General features: G+C 73.5%; 18 protein-coding genes. 13 read left to right on the top strand and 5 right to left on the bottom strand.

The features are described 5' to 3' along the window. Nucleotides 1-6: 6 nt before the first annotated feature. On the bottom strand, nucleotides 7-1,188 hold the full coding sequence (locus DV701_RS17925) for an acyl-CoA dehydrogenase family protein (RefSeq protein ID WP_114930395.1): 1,182 nt from the start codon (nucleotides 1,186-1,188) through the stop codon (nucleotides 7-9). A gap of 178 nt (nucleotides 1,189-1,366) precedes the next feature. On the opposite strand from DV701_RS17925, the gene DV701_RS17920 reads away from it, so the two are divergent. After that, nucleotides 1,367-1,723: a MerR family transcriptional regulator gene (locus DV701_RS17920; RefSeq protein ID WP_228255388.1), complete on the top strand. Its 357-nt coding sequence runs from the start codon at nucleotides 1,367-1,369 to the stop codon at nucleotides 1,721-1,723. On the opposite strand, the gene DV701_RS17915 is transcribed toward DV701_RS17920, so the two are convergent. Both DV701_RS17915 and DV701_RS17910 read right to left on the bottom strand, forming a co-directional pair. Beyond that, a complete protein-coding gene (locus DV701_RS17915) occupies nucleotides 1,701-2,972 on the bottom strand; it encodes an alpha-hydroxy acid oxidase (protein WP_114930391.1) in 1,272 nt (423 codons plus the stop codon). The genes DV701_RS17920 and DV701_RS17915 overlap by 23 nt on opposite strands. Before the next feature lie 58 nt (nucleotides 2,973-3,030). After that, nucleotides 3,031-4,716, bottom strand: coding sequence for an L-lactate permease (locus DV701_RS17910; RefSeq protein WP_114930389.1), 1,686 nt, complete (start codon nucleotides 4,714-4,716; stop codon nucleotides 3,031-3,033). Between the two features lie 214 nt (nucleotides 4,717-4,930). Here DV701_RS17910 and DV701_RS17905 point away from each other — a divergent pair, with 214 nt between their 5' ends. The 3 genes from DV701_RS17905 to DV701_RS19440 all read left to right on the top strand — a co-directional run bounded on the left by DV701_RS17905 (nucleotide 4,931) and on the right by DV701_RS19440 (nucleotide 11,748). Further along, on the top strand, nucleotides 4,931-5,683 hold the full coding sequence (locus tag DV701_RS17905) for a FadR/GntR family transcriptional regulator (RefSeq protein ID WP_114930387.1): 753 nt from the start codon (nucleotides 4,931-4,933) through the stop codon (nucleotides 5,681-5,683). Between the two features lie 77 nt (nucleotides 5,684-5,760). Then, the gene (locus DV701_RS17900; RefSeq protein ID WP_114930385.1) at nucleotides 5,761-7,533 is read left to right on the top strand and encodes an acetyl/propionyl/methylcrotonyl-CoA carboxylase subunit alpha; all 1,773 of its coding nucleotides are present in this window, start codon (nucleotides 5,761-5,763) and stop codon (nucleotides 7,531-7,533) included. Nucleotides 7,534-7,569: 36 nt separating this feature from the next. Next, the gene (locus DV701_RS19440) at nucleotides 7,570-11,748 is read left to right on the top strand and encodes a sulfatase-like hydrolase/transferase (RefSeq protein WP_114930383.1); all 4,179 of its coding nucleotides are present in this window, start codon (nucleotides 7,570-7,572) and stop codon (nucleotides 11,746-11,748) included. A gap of 6 nt (nucleotides 11,749-11,754) precedes the next feature. Here the strand turns inward: DV701_RS19440 and DV701_RS17890 are convergent, their stop codons facing one another. Next, nucleotides 11,755-13,206 (bottom strand): NAD(P)H-quinone dehydrogenase, encoded by a 1,452-nt coding sequence (locus DV701_RS17890; protein ID WP_114930381.1) that lies wholly within the window; start codon nucleotides 13,204-13,206, stop codon nucleotides 11,755-11,757. A gap of 47 nt (nucleotides 13,207-13,253) precedes the next feature. Between DV701_RS17890 and DV701_RS17885 the strand changes: the two genes are divergently transcribed. Further along, entirely contained in the window at nucleotides 13,254-14,093 is an 840-nt protein-coding gene (locus tag DV701_RS17885; RefSeq protein ID WP_114930379.1) for a purine-nucleoside phosphorylase, read from the top strand. Nucleotides 14,094-14,108: 15 nt separating this feature from the next. Beyond that, a complete protein-coding gene (locus DV701_RS17880) occupies nucleotides 14,109-15,803 on the top strand; it encodes a phospho-sugar mutase (RefSeq protein ID WP_114930377.1) in 1,695 nt (564 codons plus the stop codon). A gap of 51 nt (nucleotides 15,804-15,854) precedes the next feature. On the opposite strand, the gene DV701_RS17875 is transcribed toward DV701_RS17880, so the two are convergent. Then, nucleotides 15,855-16,481 (bottom strand): hypothetical protein, encoded by a 627-nt coding sequence (locus DV701_RS17875; protein WP_114930375.1) that lies wholly within the window; start codon nucleotides 16,479-16,481, stop codon nucleotides 15,855-15,857. 43 nt (nucleotides 16,482-16,524) lie between these two features. On the opposite strand from DV701_RS17875, the gene DV701_RS17870 reads away from it, so the two are divergent. The 7 genes from DV701_RS17870 (at nucleotide 16,525) to DV701_RS17845 (ending at nucleotide 23,515) form a co-directional block, all read left to right on the top strand. Further along, a complete protein-coding gene (locus tag DV701_RS17870; protein ID WP_114930373.1) occupies nucleotides 16,525-17,202 on the top strand; it encodes a uridine kinase family protein in 678 nt (225 codons plus the stop codon). After that, nucleotides 17,199-18,266: a hypothetical protein gene (locus DV701_RS17865; RefSeq protein WP_114930371.1), complete on the top strand. Its 1,068-nt coding sequence runs from the start codon at nucleotides 17,199-17,201 to the stop codon at nucleotides 18,264-18,266. Before DV701_RS17870 ends, DV701_RS17865 begins: the two co-directional genes overlap by 4 nt. A 12-nt stretch (nucleotides 18,267-18,278) precedes the next feature. Beyond that, entirely contained in the window at nucleotides 18,279-18,935 is a 657-nt protein-coding gene (locus DV701_RS17860) for a DUF4129 domain-containing protein (protein WP_114930369.1), read from the top strand. Then, nucleotides 18,932-20,200 carry a DUF4350 domain-containing protein gene (locus DV701_RS18375; RefSeq protein WP_162803114.1) on the top strand — a complete coding sequence of 423 codons (1,269 nt, stop codon included), beginning with the start codon at nucleotides 18,932-18,934 and terminating at the stop codon, nucleotides 20,198-20,200. The genes DV701_RS17860 and DV701_RS18375 overlap by 4 nt, the downstream gene beginning before the upstream one ends. Then, on the top strand, nucleotides 20,197-21,177 hold the full coding sequence (locus DV701_RS17855; RefSeq protein WP_114930367.1) for an AAA family ATPase: 981 nt from the start codon (nucleotides 20,197-20,199) through the stop codon (nucleotides 21,175-21,177). Before DV701_RS18375 ends, DV701_RS17855 begins: the two co-directional genes overlap by 4 nt. 10 nt (nucleotides 21,178-21,187) lie before the next feature. After that, nucleotides 21,188-22,495, top strand: a complete 1,308-nt coding sequence (locus tag DV701_RS17850; RefSeq protein ID WP_114930366.1) for a DUF58 domain-containing protein — start codon at nucleotides 21,188-21,190, stop codon at nucleotides 22,493-22,495. A gap of 72 nt (nucleotides 22,496-22,567) precedes the next feature. Next, nucleotides 22,568-23,515 (top strand): cation diffusion facilitator family transporter, encoded by a 948-nt coding sequence (locus tag DV701_RS17845; protein WP_114930365.1) that lies wholly within the window; start codon nucleotides 22,568-22,570, stop codon nucleotides 23,513-23,515. Nucleotides 23,516-23,542: the final 27 nt, after the last annotated feature.

Below are 23,542 nucleotides of genomic sequence, written 5' to 3'. Positions count from 1 at the left end.
CCGTGCTCAGGCCGGCAGGCCGAGGCCGCGCGCGATGAGCATCCGCTGGACCTCCGAGGTGCCCTCGCCGATCTCCAGGATCTTGGCGTCGCGGTAGAAGCGGGCGACGGGGTACTCCTCCATGAAGCCGTTGCCGCCGAAGACCTGCGTGGCGATGCGCGTGGAGCTGACCGCGGCCTCGGTGGCGTAGAGCTTGGCGATCGCGGCGGCCTGCTTGACCTCGGCGACCGAGCGCTTGCCGGCGTGCTGCTGCTCCTTGAGCCAGGCCGCCTTGTAGACGAGGGCGCGGGAGGCCTCGGCCATCACCGCGATGTCGGAGATCTGGAAGGAGACGCCCTGGTTGACCGCGATCGGGCGGCCGAACGCGAGGCGCTCCTGGCTGTAGCGGGTGGTCTCCTCCAGCATCCGCTGGATGCAGCCGACCGCGAGCGCGGCGATCGCGATGCGCCCGTCGTCGAGGGTCTTGAGGAACTGCTTGAACCCCTGCCCGCGCTCGCCGAGCAGGTTGGCCTCCGGGACGCGCGCGCCCTCGAAGGTCAGGCCGTGGGTGTCGGAGATGTGCCAGCCGAGCTTGCGGTAGGCCGGCTCGACCACGAACCCCTCGGTGCCGCTGGGCACGATGATCGCGCTGATCTCGGGCCTGCCGTCCTCGAGCTCACCGGTCCTGGCCGTGACCGTGACCACCGAGGTGATGTCGGTGCCGGAGTTGGTGATGAACGCCTTGGCCCCGTCGACCACCCACTCGCCGTCCTGCAGGACCGCGCGGGTGCGCGTCGCCCCGGCGTCGGAGCCGGCCTCCGGCTCGGTCAGACCGAAGCCGGCGAGCGTGCGCCCGGCGACGAGGTCGGGCAGCCAGCGCTCCTTCTGCTCCTTCGACCCGTAGGTCTGGATCGGGTTGATGCCCAGGCCCACCCCGGCCTCGAGGGTGATGCCCATGGCCTGGTCGACCCGACCGAGCTCCTCGATCGCCACGCACAGGTAGCTGAACCCCTGCCCCTCCATCCCGGCGCCGCCGAACTCCTCGGGCGCCTCCAGGCCGAACAGTCCCAGCTCGCCCATCGCGGGCACGAGGTGCACCGGGAAGCGGCTCTCCCGGTCCCACTCCTGCACGTGCGGGGCGATCTCACCCTCGGCGAACTCGCGCACCAGCCGGCGGAAGTCCTCGTGGTCCTGGCTCAGCTCGAACATCGGTGTCCGCAATCCTTCGGGTCCGGGGGTATGGGGTGCGCCCGCTACCGCGTGCACGTCCCCATCGTGCTTGACGTTGACGCAAAGGTCAAGCACGATGGGGGCACCCGTACTTGACGTAAGGACAACCGTGCCCGACCAGATTGACGAGACCGACCCGACCTGGACGATCGCCCAGATGGCCGACGACTTCGACGTCACCCACCGGGCGCTGCGCCACTACGAGCACCTGGGGCTGCTCTCCCCCGAGCGGGACGGGCAGCGCCGGCTCTACCACCGCCGCGAGCGCACCCGCCTGGCCCTCGTGCTGCGCGGTCGACGTCTCGGCTTCCCGCTCGAGGAGATCTCCACGATCCTGGGGATGTACGACGACCAGCCCGGCGAGGCCGGCCAGCTGCGCTACCTGCTGGGCCAGATCGACGACCGCCGCGTCGACCTGGAGGGCCGACGCCGCGACATCGAGGACTCGCTGCGCGAGCTGGAGGAGCTCGAGCGGCGCTGCCAGGAGGACCTCAGAGGTCTCGCCGCCGGCTGACCGCGGGCGGCGCCGGAGCGTCGACCCGGGTGAACCGGGACAGCTGCGTGACGTGCGAGGGGTTGAGCTCCTCGACGGTGCGCACCTGGAGCAGCTGCATGGTGCGCCGCACCTGGTCGGCCAGGATCTCGATGGTGCGGTCCACACCCTCGCGACCGCCGGCCATCAGGCCGTAGAGGTAGGCGCGGCCGATCAGGGTGAAGCGGGCTCCCATCGCCAGGCAGGCGACGATGTCGCCGCCGTTGCGGATGCCGGTGTCCACCATGACCTCGACGTCGTCGCCGACCTCGCGCACCACCTCGGGCAGCAGGTGGAAGGGCACGGGGGCCCGGTCGAGCTGGCGGCCGCCGTGGTTGGACAGCAGGACCGCGTCGACCCCGAGGTCGGCCAGCCGCCTGGCGTCCTCCACCGTCTGGACGCCCTTGATCGCGAGCCTGCCCGGCCACATCGCCCGGATCTCGGCGAGGTCCTCGAAGTTGATCGAGGGGTCCATCGCCGAGTTGAGCAGCTCGCCGACGGTGCCGCCGGTCTCGCTCAGCGAGGCGAACTCCAGCTTGGGGGTGGTCAGGAAGTCCCACCACCACCAGGGGCGGACGGCGGCGTTGGCGACGGTGCGCAGGGCGATCTGCGGCGGGATGGAGAAGCCGTTGCGCGCGTCCCGCAGCCTGGCCCCGGCGACCGGGGTGTCCACCGTGAAGAACAGGGTGTCGAAGCCGGCCTGCGCGGCCCGCTCCACCAGGCCGTAGGAGATCTCGCGCTGCCGCATCACGTAGAGCTGGAACCAGTTGCGGCCGTGCGGGTTGGCCGCCTTGACGTCCTCGATGGAGGTGGTGCCCAGGGTGGACAGCGTGAACGGGATGCCGGCGGCGCCCGCGGCCCCGGCGCCGGCGGTCTCGCCCTCGGTCTGCATCAGCCGCGTGAACCCGGTAGGGGCGATGCCGAACGGCAGGGCCGAGGTGTCCCCGAGGACGGTCGTGGAGGTGTTGACCTCCGAGACGTCCTTGAGGATCGAGGGGTGGAACTCCACGTCCTCGAAGGCCTGCAGCGCCCGGCGCAGCGAGACCTCGCCCTCGGCGGCGCCGTCGGTGTAGTCGAAGGCCGCCGCGGGCGTGCGCCGCTTGGCGATCCGCCGCAGGTCCTCGATCGTCTGCGCCGACGCCAGCCGGCGTCGCCTGCCGTCGGGGTCGAACTTCCTGAACTTCAGCAGCTCGAAGATCTCTTCGGGTTTCGGTATCTGTCGCTGGACCATGAGAGTCATCTCCTTCGGAGGGCGGGACGCATCGTCCCAGGGTGGCAGGACCGGCAGGTCAGAGGGTGGGCACCATCCAGGACAGGACGGTGGACTGCAGGCCGACGAGCAGGCAGAGCCCGAGGAGCATGCCCAGGCTCCACCAGATGACCTTGCGGAAGATGTCGGACTCGCGGCCGACCAGGCCCACGGCGGTCGCGGCGATCGTCAGGTTCTGCGGGCTGATCATCTTGCCGACGACGCCGCCGGCGGTGTTGGCGGCGACGAGCAGCGCCGGGTCGATGCCGGCCTTCTGCGCCGCGGTCTGCTGGAGGGTGGCGAAGAGCGCGTTGGCGCTGGTGTCCGACCCCGTGACCGCCGTGCCGATCCAGCCCAGGATCGGGGAGAAGAACGCGAAGGCGGCGCCGGTGCCGGCGATCCAGGTGCCGATGGTGATCGTCTGGCCCGACTGGTTCATCACGTAGGCCAGGGCCAGGACGAAACCGACGGTGAGGATGGCGAAGCGCATCTTGACCACGGTCCGGCGGTAGACGTCGGCGGCGTCCGCGGCCGACATCCGGTAGACCAGGGCCACGACGACCCCGGAGATCAGCAGCATCGTCCCGGGCGAGGAGAGCCACTGGAAGCTGTAGACGGTGCTGGAGGACAGCTCACCGGCGGCGGTGAAGATGTTGCCGTCCAGGCCCGGCCAGGCGATCTTGACGTCCGTGGTGGCCAGCCAGGAGGTCAGCGGCCGCCACAGCTTGGCCAGGGAGAAGACCACGATGACGAGCAGGTAAGGGAAGAGCGCGAGGAAGACGCGGCTGCCGGTCAGGGCCACCTGGGTGCGCTCCAGGGTCGCCACGGCACCGCCGGTGCCGCTGGTGTCGACCGGGCCGGCGTCCTCCTGCTCGCGCTCGGCATCCATCCGAGCCTGGGCCTCGGCGCCGCCCTGCGGCTTCCAGACCTGGAGCATGAGCACGGCAGCGGCGAGGCCCGCCAGCGAGGCGACGATGTCGGTGAGCTCGACCGAGAGGTAGTTGGAGGAGAACCACTGCGCCACCGCGAAGACCACGCCGACGACGACGGCCAGGGGCCACAGCTGCCGGACGCCACGCCGGCCGTCGACCAGGATCACGAGGAAGAGCGGCACGAAGACGGCCAGCAGCGGGGTCTGGTGCCCGACGACTGCACCGATGTGCTGGTAGTCGATGCCGGTCAGGTTGCCGGCGGTGATGATCGGGATGGCGATGGCGCCGAAGGCCACCGGCGCGGTGTTGGCGACCAGGACGACGGTGGCCGCGCGCATCGCGGTGAACCCGACCGCCATCAGCATGACGCCGGTGATCGCGACCGGGGCGCCGAAGCCGGCCAGCGCCTCGAGCAGCCCCCCGAAGCAGAAGGCGATGATGATCGCCTGCACGCGGGGGTCGTCGGAGATCGCGTCGATGACCAGGCGCAGGTCCTCGAACCGTCCGGAGCGGACCGTGAGCTCGTAGAGCCAGATGGCGTTGACCACGATCCACATGATCGGGAAGAGGCCGAAGGTGAATCCCTGCGCCGCGGACAGTCCGACCAGGTGGACCGGCATGCCGTAGGCGAGGACCGCGACGGCGGCCGCGACCGCGAGCGCGGCCAGCCCGGCCCAGTGCGCCTTCCAGCGCAGGACTCCCAGGGCCACGAAGATCGTCACCAGGGGCAGGGCGGCCGCCAGGGAGGACCACAGCAGGCTGCCCGCGAGGGGAGCCAGATCCGGTGTGTACATGTCGTCTCCGTCATGAGTGCGGAACGGCGGTGCCAGGTGCCCATCGCCGTTGATGTCCAAGGATGATCTAATTGGCTGATCTCTTAGTGGTCTGACCACTGTGGGCAGACTAGGGCGAACCGGACCGAACCGTCAAGACCCGCCGGCGACTTTTCCCTGCTAGACAGGAACTCAGACCACTGACCGACTCGACCACCGTGAGGTTGGACCAAAGATGGCAGGCACCGCAGGCGACGAGACCGGCCCGGACTGGGGCCCGGTGGCGCGCACCAGCACCCACGAGCTGGTCATCGAGGCGATCGAGGACCAGATCATGGCCGGCACGCTCACGGTGGGCGATCCCCTGCCCGCCGAGCGGGACCTCGCCGCCCGGCTCCAGGTCAGCCGGGCCGGCGTGCGCGAGGCGATCCGGGTGCTGGAGAGCCACGGGGTGCTCCGCTCCAGCGTGGGCTCGGGTCGCGGTGCCGGCACCTTCATCGCCGCCATGCCCAGCGCCGCTCTCACCCGGCTCCTCCGGCTGCACGTCGAGCTGGCCAACTTCCGCATCGAGGAGATCGTGGAGGCCCGCATCCTGCTGGAGCGCTCCAGCGTCGCGCTGGCGGCGGAGCACACCGACGCCGAGGCGCTGGACCGGGTCCGTGCCCACCTGGAGCTCATGGACGACGAGAGCCTGAGCCGGGAGGCCTTCAACGACGCGGACACCGACTTCCACGTCTCGATCGCCCAGGCCGGCGCCAACCGGCTGTTCGCCAGCCTGACCGAGGCGATCCGCGCCTCGCTGCGCTCCCGCCACCTGGAGGCCTTCCGGAAGGTGGAGGACTGGGAGGCCATGGTCGCCACCCTGCGCAGCGAGCACCACGGCATCTTCCGGGCGATCAGCGAGGGCCGCGCCGACCTGGCCCCCGACCTGGTGGAGGCCCACATCCGGGGCGCCGCCTCCACGCTGCCGGACCTGACCACCGGCTGACGGGGCGGCGGCGACGCGGGGGGCGGGCCCAGCGGGTTGCCACTGTCCGGCATACCCCGTGGCACTAGTGTGACCCCATGCCGATCAGCAAGGTCCTCATCGCCAACCGCGGCGAGATCGCCGTCCGTATCGCCCGAGCCTGCAAGGACGCAGGACTGGGCTCGGTCGCCGTCTACGCCGACCCCGACCGCGACGCGCTGCACGTCAAGGTGGCCGACGAGGCCTACGCCCTGGGCGGCTCGACCCCCGGGGAGTCCTACCTGGTCCAGGACAAGCTCATCGAGGTCGCGCGGCAGTCGGGCGCCGACGCGGTGCACCCCGGCTACGGCTTCCTCGCCGAGAACGCCTCCTTCGCCCAGGCCGTGATCGACGCCGGGCTGACCTGGATCGGTCCTGGTCCGGAGGCGATCGACGCGCTCGGCGACAAGGCCAAGGCCAAGCACATCGCCGTCAGGGCAGGTGCCCCGCTGGCACCGGGGACCAAGGACCCGGTCAAGGACGCCGACGAGGTCGTCGCGCTCGCCCAGGAGTTCGGCCTGCCCATCGCCATCAAAGCCGTCTACGGCGGTGGCGGTCGTGGCCTCAAGGTCGCCCGCACCATGGAGGAGATCCCGGCGCTGTTCGAGTCCGCCGTCCGTGAGGCGGTCACCGCGTTCGGGCGCGGCGAGTGCCTCGTCGAGAAGTTCCTCGACAAGCCCCGCCACGTCGAGACCCAGTGCCTGGCCGACCAGCACGGCAACGTGGTCGTCGTCTCGACCCGCGACTGCTCGCTCCAGCGCCGCAACCAGAAGCTCGTCGAGGAGGCACCGGCCCCGTTCCTGACGGACGCCCAGCACGCCGAGCTCGTGCGCGCCAGCAAGGCGATCATGAAGGAGGCCGGCTACGTCAACGCCGGCACCTGCGAGTTCCTCGTGGCCCAGGACGGCACGATCTCCTTCCTCGAGGTCAACACCCGCCTCCAGGTCGAGCACCCGGTCACCGAGGAGGTCACCGGCGTCGACCTCGTCCGTGAGCAGTTCCGCGTCGCCGACGGCGAGGAACTCGGCTACGACGACCCGGTCGCCACGGCGCACGCCTTCGAGTTCCGCATCAACGGCGAGGACGCCGGCCGGGACTTCATGCCTGCGCCCGGCACCGTCTCGCGCATGGTCGTCCCCCAGGGTCCGGGCGTCCGCTGGGACTCCGGGATCGTCGAGGGCGACACCGTCGCCGGCGCGTTCGACTCGATGATCGCCAAGCTCATCGTCACCGGCCGCGACCGCGAGCAGGCCCTCGAGCGGGCGCGCCGCGCCCTCGGCGAGCTCGAGGTCGAGGGCATGCCGACGGTCCTGCCCTTCCACCGGGCCATCGTGTCCGACCCGGCCTTCGCGCCCGAGGGCGACGAGTCGTTCAGCGTGCACACGCGGTGGATCGAGACCGAGTTCGACAACCAGATCCCGCCCTACTCGGGCCCGACCGCAGAGCCCGACGTCGCGGACGGCGAGCGACAGAGGGTCGTCGTCGAGGTCGGCGGGCAGCGCCTGGAGGTCTCCCTCCCCGCCGGGCTGACGCTCGGTGGCAGCGGGGGCGGCCCGGCCGCACGCAGGAAGGCGCCCAGGCGCACGCGGGGCGGTGGCGGTACCGCGGCCGCCTCGGGCGACGCGGTGACCGCGCCGATGCAGGGCACGATCGTCAAGGTCGCCGTCGACGAGGGCCAGCCGGTCGCCCAGGGCGACGTGGTCGTGGTCCTCGAGGCGATGAAGATGGAGCAGCCGATCAAGGCGCACAAGGACGGCACCGTGACCGGCCTGTCCGCGACCGTCGGCGAGACGGTGTCCAACGGCGCCGTCCTCTGCGAGCTCAAGGACTGACCGCCCGGCGCACGGCGGGGCGCAGGAGACGGTCCGGTGATCGGGTTCTCGGCCCCGGCGGTCCTGGCGGTCGTCGGCGGCCTGCTGGTCGTCCTCGTCGGGTTCATCCCCTACCTGGCCTGGTCCTGCCGCCGGCGCGGACGCTTCGGTGCCGGCCACGCCTTCCTCGTGGGCTGCGCCGCGGTCTACGTGCTGGCGCTGTGGACCTACACCATCCTTCCCCTCCCCGACCCCGCCCTGGTCTGCGCGGACCCGTCGACGCCGCAGTTGCGGCCGCTGCAGTTCCTCCGGGACCTCGCCTCGGCCAGCCGGGGTGGAGGCTCGGTCAGCGCGGTGCTGATGCAGCTCGTCCTCAACGTGCTGCTCTTCGTGCCGCTCGGCATGCTGCTGCGTCACCTCTGCTGCCGCGGCTTCGTGGTCACCGTGCTGCTGGGTCTGGCCGCCTCCGGGCTCATCGAGCTGACCCAGCTGACCGGCAACTGGGGCCTCTACCCCTGCGCCTACCGGCTCATGGACGTCGACGACCTGATCGCCAACACCACCGGTACGGCGCTCGGCTTCCTCGCGGCACCGGCGCTCAGGCTCGTACCGGGCCAGGAGGTCGCCGACCCTGGTCGTCCCCAACCGGTGACCTGGCTGCGCCGGGTCCTCGGCATGGTCGCCGACGTCCTCCTCGTCGAGATCGGCAGCGTGCTCCTCTGGATCCTGCTGGGCAGCGTGCTGCTCTCCACCGGGGCGATGTCGCGCACCGAGGTGGCGGACGCCGAGGGCATCCGCGCCACGCTCACGCTGCTCGTCGCGGCTGCGCTGCTCGTCGTGGTGCCGCTGGCGGGGCGTGGCGCCACGCCGGGCCAGCGCATCGTCCTCGTCCGGCCGCAGGCCCAGTCGGGCGACCCGCCGTCGGTCGGGCAGCGGCTGGTACGCGCCGCCGCGGGTTCGGGCGGCTACGTGCTGCTGGAGACGGTGGGGACGCTGACCGGGCTCGGCCTGCTCGGCGGCGCCGCCTGGGTCCTGGGCGTATCCAGCCTGATCGTCGCCACGCTCGGCGACCACCGCGGGCTTTCGGGGATGGTCGCCCGGCTGCGCGTCGTGGACGGCCGGACGCCTCGGGTCGAGATGACCGACGCCGAGCGCTGGGCGGCCATGCCCGAGCTGCGCCGGCTCTGGCTGGCCGTCGTGGCCGGTGGCGCCGTGGCGTACCTGGTCGTGCTGGCCCTGCTGGACACCGCCGGAAGCAGCCCGCTGGCCGCCGGAGCGCTGCTCGTGGTGCTCGTGCTCGTGGCCCTCGCCCAGGTGGCCTTCCTGCTCCTCAACGGCCTGGCGATGACCCGGCGCGAGGGCCGCAGCCTGGGCAACCTGCTCACGCTCCTGCTGGGGCTGGCGCTCGTGGGGCTGACCGCCGTCACCGTGGTCGTCGTCGCGCTGGCCCCGCCCCCCGTGGTCGTGCTCGTGGGCGCCGCCTGGCTGTTGGTGGCCTACCTGGGCCTGCTGTTCTGGTCCTTCGTCCTCTACGGCCTGCTCTACGCCCGCCGCGACCCGGACCCAGGCGCGGACTCCGTCGTCGTGCTCGGCTCGGGCATCTTCGGGACCCGGGTCCCGCCGCTGCTCGCCGCCCGGCTGCGGCGCGGACGCGAGGTGCTGGAGGCGGAGCTGGCGCGGGGCGGCGACGCGGTCCTCGTGTGCTCCGGCGGCCAGGGACCCGGTGAGGACGTGCCCGAGGCGGTCGCCATGTCCGACCACCTCGTGGCCGCCGGCGCCGACCCCGCGCTGGTGCGCCGCGAGACCGCCTCGCGCAGCACCGAGGCTCCGCCTGAGCCTGGAGCTGCTGCGGACGGAGGGGCGCGGCGACCGGGTCGTGGTCGTCACCAACGACTACCACGCCTTCCGCGCCGCGATCATCACCCGCGAGCAGGGACTCCTGGCCCAGGTCGTGGGCGCCCCGACCGCGCGGTACTTCCTGCCGAGCGCGGTCCTGCGGGAGTTCGTCGGGGTCCTGGTGCGCCAGCCGTGGCCCCACGCGGTGGTGGTGGCCCTCGTGGCGGGTCTCGCCGCACTTCTCGTGGCCGTGTCCCGGTGACCGGGGTTCCCCGCGCGCCTGCTTCCCCCGCGCGCCTGCTTCCCCCGGGCGCCGGAGCGGGCTACAACAGTGGGATGGCGACAGCGGCCACGCTGCCACGGGCCCGGCAGGGCAGTGGCCCGGCCCGGGAGACACGGCACGGCGGTGCCCCGTTCGTCCTCCCGGTGCTCCTCGCCGTCTCGATCCTCTACCTCGAGCTCCTGTTGCGGCTCGGGACCGGCGCGCCCTTCCTCGGCGGAGGCCTGCTCTACCTGACGCTCTTCGCCGGTGTCGCCGCGCTGGTGGCCCTCCTGGTGATCAGCTTCCTGCACGGCTGGGCCAGGGTCGTCCTGACGGGCACCTTCCTGGTGCTGGTCACCCTGCTCTTCATGGCGCAGCTGGTCTACCACGACGTCTTCGGGACCTACTTCACCGTCTTCTCGGCCGTGCGGGGCGGGCAGGTGGCACAGTTCACCGACGTCATCGGCCTGGCGATCTCCCGCAACGCCGTCCTCCTCCTGCTGTGCGCCGTCCCGCTCCTGCTCCTCGCGCTCCTGCCGAAGAGGTCGCCTGCCATGAGCTACCGCTTCGGCTGGTTCGCCCGGTCGGTGGCCGCGCTCCTGGCGCTGCTCCTCCACGGCGTGGGCATGGTGGCGATGAGCGTGGGCTCCCAGGGGCACGCCAGCGCCTACGACGCCTACCACCGCAGCAGCGAGCCGGTCGCCTCGGTCGAGCAGCTGGGGCTGCTGACGACCACCAGGCTGGACCTGCAGCGCACGCTCCTGGGGTTCGAGCCGGAGCTGGCGCCGCCCCCGATGACGCTGGCGCCGAGGCTCCCGGCGGACCGCGACGAGCCTGCCGACCAGGGCCCGCCGACGCCGGCAGGGGGCAGCACCCGGGCGGTGCCGGAGCCCGTCGCCCACGGCGAGAACGCGATGGACATCGACTTCGCCGCCCTGGGCGCGGACACCGACGACGAGGTCCTGCGGAGCATGCACGACTACTTCGGCAGCCTGACGCCCAGCGCCAAGAACGACCACACCGGCCGCTTCGAGGGCTACAACCTGGTCTTCCTCACCGCGGAGGCGTTCTCGCACTACGCGGTGGACGAGGAGGTCACGCCGACGCTGTACAGGATGGCCGAGGAGGGCTACACGTTCACCGACTTCTACAACCCGGTCTGGGGCGTGAGCACCTCCGACGGCGAGTACGTCGCGACCACCGGGCTCATCCCCAAGAGCGGGGTGTGGAGCATGCTCGTGTCGGGGGAGAACTCCATGCCCTTCGCGATGGGCAACCAGCTGGGGCGGCTGGGCTACACGACCAAGGCCTACCACGACCACACCTTCGACTACTACGGGCGCGACATCTCGCACCCGAACCTCGGCTACGACTACAAGGCGCTGGGCAACGGGCTGGACGTCACGCCCACCTGGCCGGAGTCGGACGTGGAGATGATCGACATCACCACGAAGGAATACGTCCACGACGAGCCCTTCCACGCCTACTACATGACGGTCAGCGGGCACCTGCTCTACAACTGGGGCGGCAACTTCATCGCCGGCAAGAACAGGGACCTGGTGCAGGACCTGCCCTACGGCGAGGCGGGCAAGGCCTACATGGCGACCCAGATCGAGCTGGACCGGGCGCTGGAGCTGCTGCTGGACCGGCTCCAGCAGGCCGGGGTCGCGGACCGGACGCTCATCGTGCTCAGCGCCGACCACTACCCCTACGGGCTGGAGAAGAAGGACCTGGACGACCTCGCCGGCCACGAGGTGGACGAGCGCTTCGAGCTGCACCGCAGCAGCCTGATCATCTACTCCCCCGGGATGGAGCACGAGGTGATCGAGGAGCCCGTCGCCAGCATGGACATCATCCCCACCCTGTCCAACCTGCTCGGGCTGGAGTTCGACTCCCGGCTGCTCATGGGCCGCGACGTCTTCTCCGGGGCCGACCCGCTCGTCGTCTTCAACGACCGCAGCTTCATCACCGAGAAGGGCCGCTACGACAGCCGCACCGGCGAGTTCACCCCGGTCGGGGGGGCCGACGTGCCGGACGGCTACCGGCAGAGCGTCTCCGAGGAGGTCGACCGCAAGTTCTGGTTCTCCGCCCAGATCCTGGACCGGGACTACTACCGCCTCGTCGTCGACCGGCGCTGACCCGGCTCAGTCGGCGATCTCGTGCAGCTGGCGGGCCGCCTCGGACAGCGAGCCGCTCATCGAGGGGTAGACGGTGAAGGTCGAGGAGAACTGGTCGACGTTGAGCCGGTTGGCGACCGCCAGCGCGATCGGGAAGATCAGCTCGCTGGCCCGCGGCCCGACGACCACTCCCCCGACGATCGTCAGGCTGCCCTTGCGCGCGAAGATCTTGACGAAGCCGTCGGAGACGTTCTGCATCTTGGCCCGGGGGTTCTTCGACAGCGGCAGCATGACGGCCCGGGCGTCCACCCGGCCCTCGTCGATGTCGGCCTGGCTCACCCCCACGGTCGCGATCTCGGGGTCGGTGAAGATGTTGGAGCTCACCTTGCCCAGCGACAGCGGCGCGACCGCGTCCCCGAGCGCGTGCGCCACCGCGATCCGCCCCTGCATCCCGGCGACCGAGGCGAGCGGGAAGACGCCGGTGCAGTCTCCTGCGGCATACACGCCCCGGACGCTGGTGCGCGAGACCCGGTCGACCTCGATGTGGCCGGAGCGCGTCATCCGCACGCCGGCCTCCTCGAGCCCCATGTCGGTGGTGTTCGGGATCGACCCGACGGCGAGCAGCGCGTGCGAGCCCTGCACCTCCCGGCCGTCCTCCAGGGTGACCACGACCCCGTCGCCCTCGCGACGCACCGCGCCGGCGCGCGAGCGGTTGAGCACGGTCATCCCCCGCCGGCGGAAGACCTCCTCCACCACGTTGGCGGCGTCCGCGTCCTCCCCGGGCAGCACCCGGTCCCTCGAGGAGATCAGCGTCACCGCGCAGCCCAGCCCGAGGTAGGCGTGCGCCAGCTCGGCACCGGTGACTCCCGAGCCGATGACCACCAGGTGCTCGGGCAGCTCGGTGAGGTCCCAGATCTGCTGCCAGGTCAGGATGCGCTCCCCGTCCGGGAGCGCGGAGTCCAGCACGCGCGGGCGCGCCCCGGTGGAGATCAGCACCACGTCCGCCTCCACGACCCTGGTCGCCTCCGCCGCGCTCCGGTCCTGCCCGTGCGGCGCCGGCTGCTCGCCGGAGGCCACGTCCTGCACGCCCTGGACCACCTCCACGCGGCGGTCCGGCAGCAGCCGCCCGGCGCCCTGGACGACCTCGACGCCGGCGCTCTCCAGCCGCTCGTCGATGTCCCGGCTCTGCGCACGGGCAAGATCCATGATCCGGGCGTTGACGTCGCTGATGTGGGCGGTGACCCCCTGGTCACCGGGCACGTTGGCGCCGTCGAAGTGCACGCCGATCCGCCGGGCCGCGCTGAAGCGGTCCATGAAGTCGGCGGTGGCGATGAGCGCCTTGCTCGGCACGCAGTCGGTGAGCACCGCGGCCCCGCCCAGGCCGGAGCGCTCCACGACGGTCACCTCGGCGCCGAGCTGTGCGGCGCCCAGCGCCGCCTCGTACCCGCCGGGACCCCCGCCGACGACGACCACGGACATGTTCGCTGCGCTCACGACCCCTATCCAACCATCGGTAGGCTGCGACGGTGACCTCCACCTCCCCGACGCACCCCGACCTCGCCGATCCGGCCACCGACCCGCAGGAGGTGGCGCGCGCCGCCGCCACGGTGATCGCGCAGCGCACCGGAGCCCCGCGGCACGACATCGCCCTCGTCCTGGGCAGCGGCTGGAAGACCGCGGCCGACCTGCTCGGGGAGTCCGCCGCCGAGATCGAGAACACCGAGGTCCCCGGCTTCGTCGCCGCCGCCGTCGAGGGGCACTCCGGCACGATGCGCTCGGTGCCGCTGGCCGACGGACGCCGGGTGCTGGTCTTCGGCACGCGCACGCACTACTACGAGGGTCGCGGCGTGCGCGCCGTCGTCCACGCCGTCCGCACCGCCGCCGCGGCCGGCTGCTCGACGATCGTGCTCACCAACGGCTGCGGCGGGCTGCGCCCCGAGTGGGCGCCCGGCACCCCCGTGCTCATCAAGGACCACATCAACCTGACCGCCGACTCCCCGCTGGAGGGCGCGACCTTCGTCGACCTCACCGACGCCTACGCCCCGCGCCTGCGCGAGCTGGCCCGTGAGGTCGACCCGAGCCTCGACGAGGGCGTGTACGTGCAGTTCCGGGGCCCGCACTACGAGACCCCGGCCGAGGTCGCGATGGCCGGCCTCATCGGCGGCGACCTCGTGGGCATGTCGACGACCCTGGAGACCATCGCCGCCCGCGAGGCCGGGCTGGACGTCCTGGGCATCTCCCTGGTCACCAACCCCGCGGCGGGGATCAGCCAGACGCCGCTGGACCACCAGGAGGTCATCGAGGTCGGCCGCGCCGCCGCCGAGCGCTGCGGCGAGCTGCTCGCGCGCATCGTCGAGAAGATCTGAGGCAGGAGAACAGGTATGGAGAACGCCACCACCCAGGAGCTCCTCGCCCGGGTGCGCGCCTGGGTCGAGGACGACCCCGACGAGCAGACCCGCGTCGAGCTGCGGGACCTGCTCGGCCGCGCCGAGGCGGGCGAGGCCGCCGCCGTCGAGGAGCTCGAGGACCGGTTCGCCGGCTTCCTCGAGTTCGGCACCGCCGGGCTGCGCGGCGCCCTGGGCGCCGGGCCCCACCGGATGAACCGCGCGGTGGTGATCCGCACCGCCGCCGGCCTGACGGCATACCTGAGGAGGACGCTGGAGGCCGCCGGCGACCGGACCCCTGGCCCCGCGGTGGTGATCGGCTTCGACGCTCGCCACAACTCCGACGTCTTCGCCCGCGACACCGCCGCCGTCGTGGAGGGCGCCGGCGGGCGGGCCATGGTCCTGCCCCACCCGCTGCCCACGCCGGTGCTGGCGTTCGCGATCCAGCACCTCGGCGCCGATGCAGGGGTGATGGTCACCGCCAGCCACAACCCCCCGCAGGACAACGGCTACAAGGTCTATCTCGGCGACGGCTCTCAGATCGTGCCGCCCGCGGACGCGGACATCTCCGCCGAGATCGCGCAGGTCACCTCGGTGCGCGAGGTGCCGATGGCGCGGGACGGGTGGGTCACCCTCGGCGAGGACGTCGTCGAGGCCTACCTCGAGGCCGCGGTCGCGGTGCTCGACCCGGACAGCCCGCGGGACCTCTCGGTCGTGCACACCGCCCTGCACGGCGTCGGCTCCGGCGTGGTGCTGGAGGCCTTCCGCCGCGCCGGCTTCCCCGAGCTGTCGCCGGTCGCCAGCCAGGAGGAGCCCGACCCCGACTTCCCCACGGTGACCTTCCCCAACCCCGAGGAGCCCGGCGCCATCGACGCCGCGCTCGAGCTGGCCGGGCAGGTGCGGCCCGACCTGGTGATCGCCAACGACCCCGACGCCGACCGCTGCGCCCTGGCGGTCCAGGACGGCGGGGCCTGGCGGATGCTGCGCGGCGACGAGGTGGGCGCGCTGCTGGGCCACCACGTCCTGGCCCGCGGACGGGTGAGCAAGGAGCGCCGGGTGCTGGCCCGCTCCATCGTCTCCTCGCGGCTGCTCGGCGCGATGGCGCAGGCAGCAGGACTGCCGGGGCAGGAGACCCTCACCGGCTTCAAGTGGATCGGCCGCGTCCCGGGACTGGCCTACGGCTACGAGGAGGCGCTCGGCTACTGCGTCGACCCGGCCACGGTGCCCGACAAGGACGGCGTGACCGCCGCACTGATGGCCGCCGAGCTGGCCGCCACGCTCAGGGCGGAGGGCCGCACGCTGCTCGACGTGCTCGACGACCTGGCGCTCGAGCACGGGGTGCACGCCACCGACGCGTTCTCGGTGCGCGTCGCCGACCTCGCGCTCATCCCGCCGGTCCTGGCCCGGCTGCGGGAGCAGCCGCCGGCTGAGCTGGGCGGGGTGGCCGTGGCCACGGTCGAGGACCTCGCCGAAGGGGTCGGAGCGCTGCCCCCGACCGAGGGCCTGCGCTTCCTCCTCGAGGACGACACGCGCGTGATCGTGCGCCCGAGCGGCACCGAGCCCAAGCTCAAGGTCTACCTGGAGGCCGTCGTCCCCGTCGACGGTCGCGAGCACCTCGCGCACGCGCGCGGAGAGGCGGCGCGTCGTCTGGCGGCGGTCCGCGAGGGTATGGAGCAGCTCACCGCCCTCTGACGCCGGCGGGGGCGCCGGGACGGGCTGGGCGTGGCTGCCGGCCACCACCTGTCAGCTCAGCAGCGCCACCACGAGGAGGACCAGGGCCAGCACGAGCACGACGAGCGCCGACCACGCCGGCCGCCGGGTCACCACGTCGGTCCCCTGCTCGTGCGCGCGGGCCTCCCCTCCGTCCAGGCGCCAGCGCTGCAGCGCGCGGTGCACCTCGTCGGCCACGCCCTGCGCGGTGGTGCCGGCCGAGCCGCGGTGGCGGGTGGTCTCGGCGAAGTCGTCGACCGCGCGGCGGCGCACCCACTCCCGGCGCACCGGGACCGCCCACGCGCTGTGCCGGTGCCCCTGTCGGTCGTTGAGCTCCAGGGCCCAGCGGTCGGTGACCTCCTCGACCGCCGCGAACGGCACCCGGGTGTCGCTGACGAGGTTGGCGAGCACGACCCCGTCCGTGCGCAGCTGCACGTGCGGGCGCAGGAAGAGGACCCACGCCAGACCTGCCAGTGCCACGACCAGCGCGGCGGGCCACGCCAGCCCCCGGTGCGACCCGCTCACCAGGTCCACGACCGTCAGCGTGGCGAACACCCCGGCCACCGCGACCATCCCCCACCCGACGATCCTGGCCGGCAGGGTGCGGTAGACGCGGACCAGGTCGCCGGTCGGCGGCGGCAGGGTGCTGGGTGCGCTCACGCCGCCCGAGTCTACGGGCGGGCGGCACCTAGAATGGCGCACCATGGATCATGACGCCGGCCGCCGTGCCCGGGTGCTCGTCCTCTCCGGTCCCAGCGGCGCCGGCAAGTCCCGGCTGGCGCGGCGTCTGCACGAGAGCCACGGGTTGCCGCTGCTCCCGCTCGACGACTTCTACCGGGAGCTCGGCGCGCCCGACCTGCCGATGAGCCCGCTGGGCCTGGTCGACTGGGACGACGTGCGCTCCTGGGACCTCGACGCTGCCCTGAGGGCCGCAGAGGAGCTGTGCGTGCGGGGCAGCACCCGGGTCCCGACCTACGACATCTCGACCTCCAGCGTGGTCGGCCACCGGACCATCGAGCTGGGCGGGGCACCGCTGGTGGTGGCCGAGGGGATCTTCGCCGCCCACGCCATCGAGGGGCTGCGCCACCGCGGCCTGCTCGCGGGTGCCTGGTCCGTCCACCACCGCCCCTGGGTGGTCTTCGCCCGGCGGCTGGCGCGCGACCTGGCCGAGCGGCGCAAGCCACCGCTGACGCTGTGGCGGCGGGGCCACGCGCTGCGCCGCGCCCAGCCGGGTATCGTGGCCGCACACCGGGCCCTGGGTGCCGTTCCGGTCCGGGCCAGGGTGGCCGAGCGGGAGGCCGCGGACCTGCTGCGCGACCTGCAGCACGACATACCCGGGGACGCCGAGCACGCACCAGACGCAGGAGGAGCAGGGGGATGAGCCAGCCGCCAGGGTCCGACCACGGGGGGCAGGTGCCCCGGTGGACCCCGCCCCCACCCGGACCCGTTCCCGGGCCCCAGGCGCCGCAGCAGCCCGCCCCGGCCTGGCAGCAGCTCCCGCCGGAGCAGCTGGCCCGCCTGCACCAGCCCGGCGTGGTGCCGCTGCGGCCGCTCACCCTGGGCGACGTCTTCGGCGGCACCCTGCAGACGATGCGTCGCAACCCCTCGGCGACCGTCGGCACCGCCTTCCTCGTGCTGGCGGTGCTGCTCGTGCCCTCCTACCTCGCCTCCCTGGCGGTGCTGAGGGTCGGCTCGCTCGCGGCGGAGGACCGCTACCTGCTCTCGACGGTGGTCAGCACCCTCTTCCTCGCGCTGGCCTCGGTCGCCCTGACCGGCATGATCGTGCACGTCGTGGGAGAGGCGGTGCTGGGCGACCGCGTCGGTCTGGCGCAGACCTGGCACGCCGTCCGCGGTCGGCTGCCCGCCCTGCTCGGGGTGCTCGTGCTCATGTCCCTGGTGCTGACCGTGCTCGCCGTCCTGGCGGTGGTGGCTGCGCTGCTGCTCGGCTGGGCGCTGTCCAGCGTGGGCGAGGTCGCCGCGATCGTGGCCGGCGTCCTGGTGATGCTCGCGCTGCTGCTCGTGGTCGCCTGGGTCGGCGTCCGGCTCTCGCTGGCGCCCGCCGCCGTCGTCCTGGAGCGGGTCGGCCCGTGGCGCGGGCTGCGCCGCGCCTGGCGCCTGACCACCGGCGGCCAGGGCTGGCGGGTCGTGGGCATCACCCTGCTCGCCGGCATCCTGACGACCATGTTCAGCAGCATGGTGCAGTTCCCGGTGACGCTGGTGCTGAGCGCCCTGGGGGGGCTGGACCCGTTCGGCGACGCCTCCCTGGTCAGCCCGCTCATGGTCGGCACCGACCACCTCGTGCAGCTGGTGGTCAACGCCTTCGTCGTCCCGTTCACCGCCGGCGTCACCGCGCTGCTCTACCTCGACCAGCGGATCCGCCGGGAGGGCCTGGACTCCGCCCTGGTCCAGGCCGCCCAGGCCCGGGCCGCCGCGCGGACGCGCTGACCGGGGCCGCGGGTGCTCATCATCGGCGTCCCGGTCGACCCCGACCGGGAGGAGGCGCGGCGCCTCCTCGAGGAGGAGCTGTCCGGGCCCGGCTACGAGCTGCACGAGTCGTTCGTCGCGCGCGCCTGGCGCTGGGTCGCCGACCACCTGCCCGCGCTCGACCTGCCGGCCCGGCTGCCCTCGTGGGCCGCCTGGGCGGTGCTCGCGGGGGTGCTCCTCGTGGCGCTCGCCGTCGTCCTCTTCGCCGCGCGCGACCGGTGGCGCCGTCCCGGTCCGGGTCGAGCGGCCGGTGGCGCGGTGCTCGACGGGGCCGGCCTGCCGGCCGCCGCGTACCGGCGCCGGGCGGCGGACGCCGCCGCAGCCGGGAACCACGCCGACGCGCTGCTGGACGCCTACCGGGCCGTCGCCGCCGGCGCCGTGGAGAGGGCGCTGCTCGACGGGCGTCCCGGGCGCACCGCCCACGAGGTCGCCGTGGACCTCGCACAGGTCTTCCCGCAGGAGGCGTTCGCACTGGCGCGGGCCGCGGACCGCTTCGACGCGGTGCGCTACGGCGCGGCCGCGGTGGGGGCCGAGGAGGCCAGCCGGGTCGTGGAGCTCGACCGGCGGCTCGTCGCCGCGCGGCCGGTCCCGGCTGCCGATGGCGAGGTCACGGTCGGAGGTGCGCCGTGAGCGCGCCCGCCCCGCCCTGCACGGACGAGGGACCCGGCTCCGAGGACGAGCACGGGTTCGACGCCGGGCCGGACGAACCCGCCCGGCCGGACCGCCCCGACCGGCTCCGCCTGCTGCGTCGGTGGGCCCCCTGGGTCGTCCTCGCCCTCGTGGTCGCCGTCGTCGCCACCCTGCTCTCCGGGAACCCGTCCGGCGAGCGGCTGGGCCCGGACAACCCGGGTCGCGAGGGCGGGCGAGCGCTGGCACGGGTGCTGTCCGACCAGGGCGTCGACGTGCAGCCGGTCGCCGGCGGCACCGCGCTCCTCGACCGACCGGTCGGGCCGGGCACCACCGTGCTGCTGACCGGGACCGCCTACCTTGACCAGCAGGCCGGAGCCGACCTGCTGGCCCGCTCGGCCGGCGCGGACCGGCTCGTCGTCGTGGTCCCGGACGCGACCGCATCGCCCGGCACCGTGCTCGGCCTGGACGTGGGCGTCGAGCCCGCCGCGGGCGGGCCGCCGCGCGAGCCGGACTGCCAGGACCCGCTCACCCGCCCCGGCGACCTGCTCCTGCGCCAGGACGTCCAGCTGGAGGCCTCCGGCGCCGACCGGTCGCCCGTGACCGCCTGCTACCCACCCACCCGCGGGCACAACGCCGGCGGCGCGCGCGAGGGCGCGCTCCTGTCCTGGCCCGCCACCGCCGAGCGGCCCGAGGTCGTGCTCGTCGGATTCGGCAGCGCGCTGGAGAACGCGCACGTCACCGACGGCGCGCACGCCGCGCTCGGGCTGCGTCTGCTCGGCGGGAGCCCGGAGCTGCTCTGGGTGGTCCCGCAGCCGGGCGACGCGGCCGCGGAGACCGAGCCCACCACGCTGTGGGAGGCGCTGCCGCGCAGCACCACGGCGGTCGTCGTGGTCCTGGGTGCCGCCGTCCTCGCCCTCGCCCTCTGGCGCGGCCGCCGCCTCGGGCCGGTCGTCACCGAGCCCCTGCCCGCGGTGGTCCACGCCGCGGAGACGACCCGCAACCGCGGCCGCCTCTACCGACAGGCCCGCGACCGGCGCCACGCCCTCGACGCGCTCCGGCAGGGCACCCGCCGACGGCTCGCCCCGCGCCTGGGCCTGCCCACCACGACCGAGGCAAAGACCCTCTCCCGCGCCGTCGCCGACGCGACCGGGCGGCCGGTCGAGCAGGTGCAGCAGCTGCTCGAGGGACCGCTGGACGACGACGACAGCACGCTCGTGACCACCGCCCGGGAGCTGCGCTCCCTCGAGGAAGGACTGCACCCATGACCGAGATCGACGCCGGGCACGACGACGCCGAACGCGCCCGCGCCGCCCTGCACGCCCTCCGTGAAGAGGTGGGCAAGGCGGTGGTCGGGCAGGAGCAGGCCGTCTCCGGGCTGGTCGTCGCGCTGCTCGCGCAGGGGCACGTGCTCCTCGAGGGGGTTCCCGGCACCGCCAAGACGTTGCTGGTGCGGACCCTCGCCGCCGCGCTCGAGGTCACCACCACGCGGGTGCAGTTCACGCCCGACCTCATGCCCGGCGACGTCACCGGCTCGATGGTCTACGACGCGGGCCGGGGCGACTTCACCTTCCGCCCGGGGCCGGTCTTCACCAACCTGCTGCTCGCGGACGAGATCAACCGCACGCCTCCCAAGACCCAGTCCTCGCTGCTCGAGGCGATGGAGGAGCGCCAGGTCACCGTCGACGGCACGACGCACGCCCTGCCCGCGCCCTTCCTCGTCGCCGCCACCCAGAACCCCGTCGAGTACGAGGGCACCTACCCCCTCCCCGAGGCCCAGCTGGACCGCTTCCTGATGAAGGTCACCGTGCCGCTGCCGCCGCGCGAGGACGAGATGCAGGTCGTCTCCCGGCACGCGGCGGGCTTCGACCCGCGCGACCTCGCGGCGGCGGGAGTGCGCGCCGTCGCCACGCCCGCGGACCTGGCCGCCGGGACCGCCGCCGTCGGTCGGGTCCAGGTCTCCCCCGAGGTCGTCGGGTATGTCGTGGACCTCGCCCGTGCGACCCGCACCTCCCCCTCCCTCCAGCTCGGCGTCAGCCCGCGCGGGGCGACCGCGCTCATGCGGACGGCGCGGGCGTGGGCGTGGCTGTCGGGGCGCGACTACGTCACCCCCGACGACGTCAAGGCGCTGGCGCACGCCACCCTGGCCCACCGCGTCGCGCTGCGCCCGGAGGCCGAGCTCGAAGGAGTGAGCACCACCTCGGTGCTGGAGTCGGTGCTGGCCTCGGTGCCGGTGCCGCGCTGAGGGGCTCGCCGTGGTCGTGAGGGGTCCGGTCCTCGCCCTGGTCCTGCTGGGCGTGGTGCCCGTCGTGCTGTGGCCGGGCAGCGCGGGGACGGTCGCCGCCCTGTGGTTGGCGGGCGTCGCGCTGCTGGTGCTGCTCGACGCGGCGCTGACCCCCTCGCCCCGCACCGTCGGCCTGGAGCGCTCGCCGGACCCGCAGGTGCGCCTGGGCGAGCCGGCGGCGTCCACGCTCACACTGACCAACCCGGGCACGCGCCGTCTGCGGGGGATGGTGCGTGACGCCTGGGTGCCGTCGGCCGGAGCGGCCGACCCACGCCATACCCTCGACCTGCCCGCCGGCGAGCGCCGCCGGGTGACCACCACGCTCGTGCCCGTCCGGCGCGGGGAGCGCGCGGCGGTCGGCGTGACGGTGCGGCTGCACGGGCCGTTGGGCCTGGCGGGGCGGCAGGCGACCACCCCGGTGCCGGGCGTGGTCCGCTCGCTGCCGCCGTTCCGCTCCCGCGCGCAGCTGCCGAGCAGGCTGGCGCGCCTGCGCGAGATCGACGGCCGCTCCGCGGTGCGCACGCGGGGGCAGGGCACCGAGTTCGACTCGCTGCGCGACTACGTCGAGGGCGACGACGTCCGCTCGATCGACTGGCGCGCGACGGCTCGGCGCCAGCACGTCGTCGTGCGCACCTGGCAGCCCGAGCGCGACCGCCGGGTGGTGATCGTGCTGGACACCTCCCGGACCGGCGCCGCGCGCGTCGGTGACGAGCCGCGGCTGGACGCCGCGATGGACGCCGCGCTGCTGCTGGCGGCGCTCGCCGAACGGGCCGGGGACCGGGTCGACCTGGTCGCGGGGGACCGGGTGGTCCGGGCGCGGGCCGGCTCGGGGACCGGCAGCTCCCGCGCGCCGCTCCTGCACGCGATGGTCACCGCGATGGCGCCCCTGGAGCCGCAGCTGGTCGAGGCGGACTGGACGACCCTCGCCGGAGCGGTCGTCGGCCTGACGCGCAGGCGCGCGCTGGTCGTGCTGCTCACCCCGCTGGAGCCGGCCGCGGTCGAGCAGGGCCTGCTGCCGGCGCTGCCGACGCTCACCGCGCACCACCGCGTGGTCCTGGCCTCCGTCGCCGACCCGGCGCTCTCCAGGCTGCGGCAGGACCTCTCCTCGGTGGAGCGCGTCTACGACGCGGCGGCCGCCGAGCGCGCCGGCGCGCTGCGGCACCGGACGGCCGCGGCGCTGGCCCGGCTCGGGGTGAGCGTCGTCGACGAACCTCCTGCCGTGCTGCCGGGCGCGCTGGCCGACCACTACCTCGAGCTCAAGGCGAAGGGCCTGCTGTGAGCACCGCCGCCGGCCGGGTGCAGGCCGGTAGGATCGACGCCATGCCCGCCGCCCGGACCCCTGAGCCTCCGCATGCCCTCCACCCCTGAGAAGCCCAGTCTCAGCACCCGCCACCCGGCGCCGGAGGACCTGACGCGGTTCGCCTGGCTGTCGATCGCCGCGGCCGTCGCGACGATCCTGCTCAAGGGCAGCGCCTGGTACGTGACGGACTCGGTGGGGCTGCTCTCGGACGCCGCGGAGAGCACCGTCAACCTGGTCGCCGCGGTGGTGGCCCTCGTCGCCCTGCGCGTCGCGCTCCGGCCGCCGGACCGCAACCACAACTTCGGGCACAGCAAGGCCGAGTACTTCTCCGCCGCCGTCGAGGGCGTGATGATCTTCGTCGCCGCCGCGGTCATCCTCATGGTGTCGGTGCAGCGCTTCCTGGACCCTGCGCCGCTGGACAACATCGGGATCGGCCTGGCGATATCGGTCGTCGCCTCGGTGATCAACGGCTCGGTGGCCTGGGTGCTGCTGCGCGCGGGGAAGCAGCACCGATCCATCACGCTCACCGCCGACGGCAAGCACCTGCTCACCGACGTGTGGACCTCCGTCGGTGTCGTCGTGGGCGTGCTGCTGGTGTGGCTGACCGGGTGGGAGCGGCTGGACCCGATCATCGCCTTCGCGGTGGGGATCAACATCCTCGTCACGGGGTGGGGCCTGATCCGGACCTCCACCTCCGGCCTCATGGACGCCTCGCTCCCGGCCGAGGACAACGCCCGGATCGTCGGGGTCATCGAGACGTTCATCGCCGGTTTCGAGGAGGACGACGTGCGCTTCCACGCCTTCCGCACCCGTGAGTCCGGCCACCGCCGCTTCATGGAGATGCACCTGCTCGTCCCGGGCGACTGGACCGTCAAGCGCGGGCACGACGTCGCCGAGGACCTCACGGACGCGCTCCTGGCGCAGTACCCGGACCTGCGCGTCAACCTGCACCTGGAGCCGGTCGAGGACCCACGGTCCTACGAGGACATCGGGATCTGAGCGCGTCGTCGGGACGAGCCGCGCACG

Source organism: Ornithinimicrobium avium (genome assembly GCF_003351765.1).
GTDB lineage: Bacteria > Actinomycetota > Actinomycetes > Actinomycetales > Dermatophilaceae > Ornithinicoccus > Ornithinicoccus avius.
This window is presented reverse-complemented; position numbering and strand designations above follow the sequence as displayed.

What these genes read in the sequence shown, in the direction of transcription:
- DV701_RS17925 (WP_114930395.1), bottom strand. Translation starts at nt 1,188, where the DNA reads ATGTTCGAGCTGAGCCAGGACCACGAGGACTTCCGCCGGCTGGTGCGC.
- DV701_RS17905 (WP_114930387.1), top strand. Translation starts at nt 4,931, where the DNA reads ATGGCAGGCACCGCAGGCGACGAGACCGGCCCGGACTGGGGCCCGGTG.
- DV701_RS17920 (WP_228255388.1), top strand. Translation starts at nt 1,367, where the DNA reads ATGGCCGACGACTTCGACGTCACCCACCGGGCGCTGCGCCACTACGAG.
- DV701_RS17910 (WP_114930389.1), bottom strand. Translation starts at nt 4,716, where the DNA reads ATGTACACACCGGATCTGGCTCCCCTCGCGGGCAGCCTGCTGTGGTCC.
- DV701_RS17845 (WP_114930365.1), top strand. Translation starts at nt 22,568, where the DNA reads ATGCCCTCCACCCCTGAGAAGCCCAGTCTCAGCACCCGCCACCCGGCG.
- DV701_RS17890 (WP_114930381.1), bottom strand. Translation starts at nt 13,206, where the DNA reads ATGTCCGTGGTCGTCGTCGGCGGGGGTCCCGGCGGGTACGAGGCGGCG.
- DV701_RS17900 (WP_114930385.1), top strand. Translation starts at nt 5,761, where the DNA reads ATGCCGATCAGCAAGGTCCTCATCGCCAACCGCGGCGAGATCGCCGTC.
- DV701_RS17915 (WP_114930391.1), bottom strand. Translation starts at nt 2,972, where the DNA reads ATGGTCCAGCGACAGATACCGAAACCCGAAGAGATCTTCGAGCTGCTG.
- DV701_RS17865 (WP_114930371.1), top strand. Translation starts at nt 17,199, where the DNA reads ATGAGCCAGCCGCCAGGGTCCGACCACGGGGGGCAGGTGCCCCGGTGG.
- DV701_RS17880 (WP_114930377.1), top strand. Translation starts at nt 14,109, where the DNA reads ATGGAGAACGCCACCACCCAGGAGCTCCTCGCCCGGGTGCGCGCCTGG.
- DV701_RS17855 (WP_114930367.1), top strand. Translation starts at nt 20,197, where the DNA reads ATGACCGAGATCGACGCCGGGCACGACGACGCCGAACGCGCCCGCGCC.
- DV701_RS17870 (WP_114930373.1), top strand. Translation starts at nt 16,525, where the DNA reads ATGGATCATGACGCCGGCCGCCGTGCCCGGGTGCTCGTCCTCTCCGGT.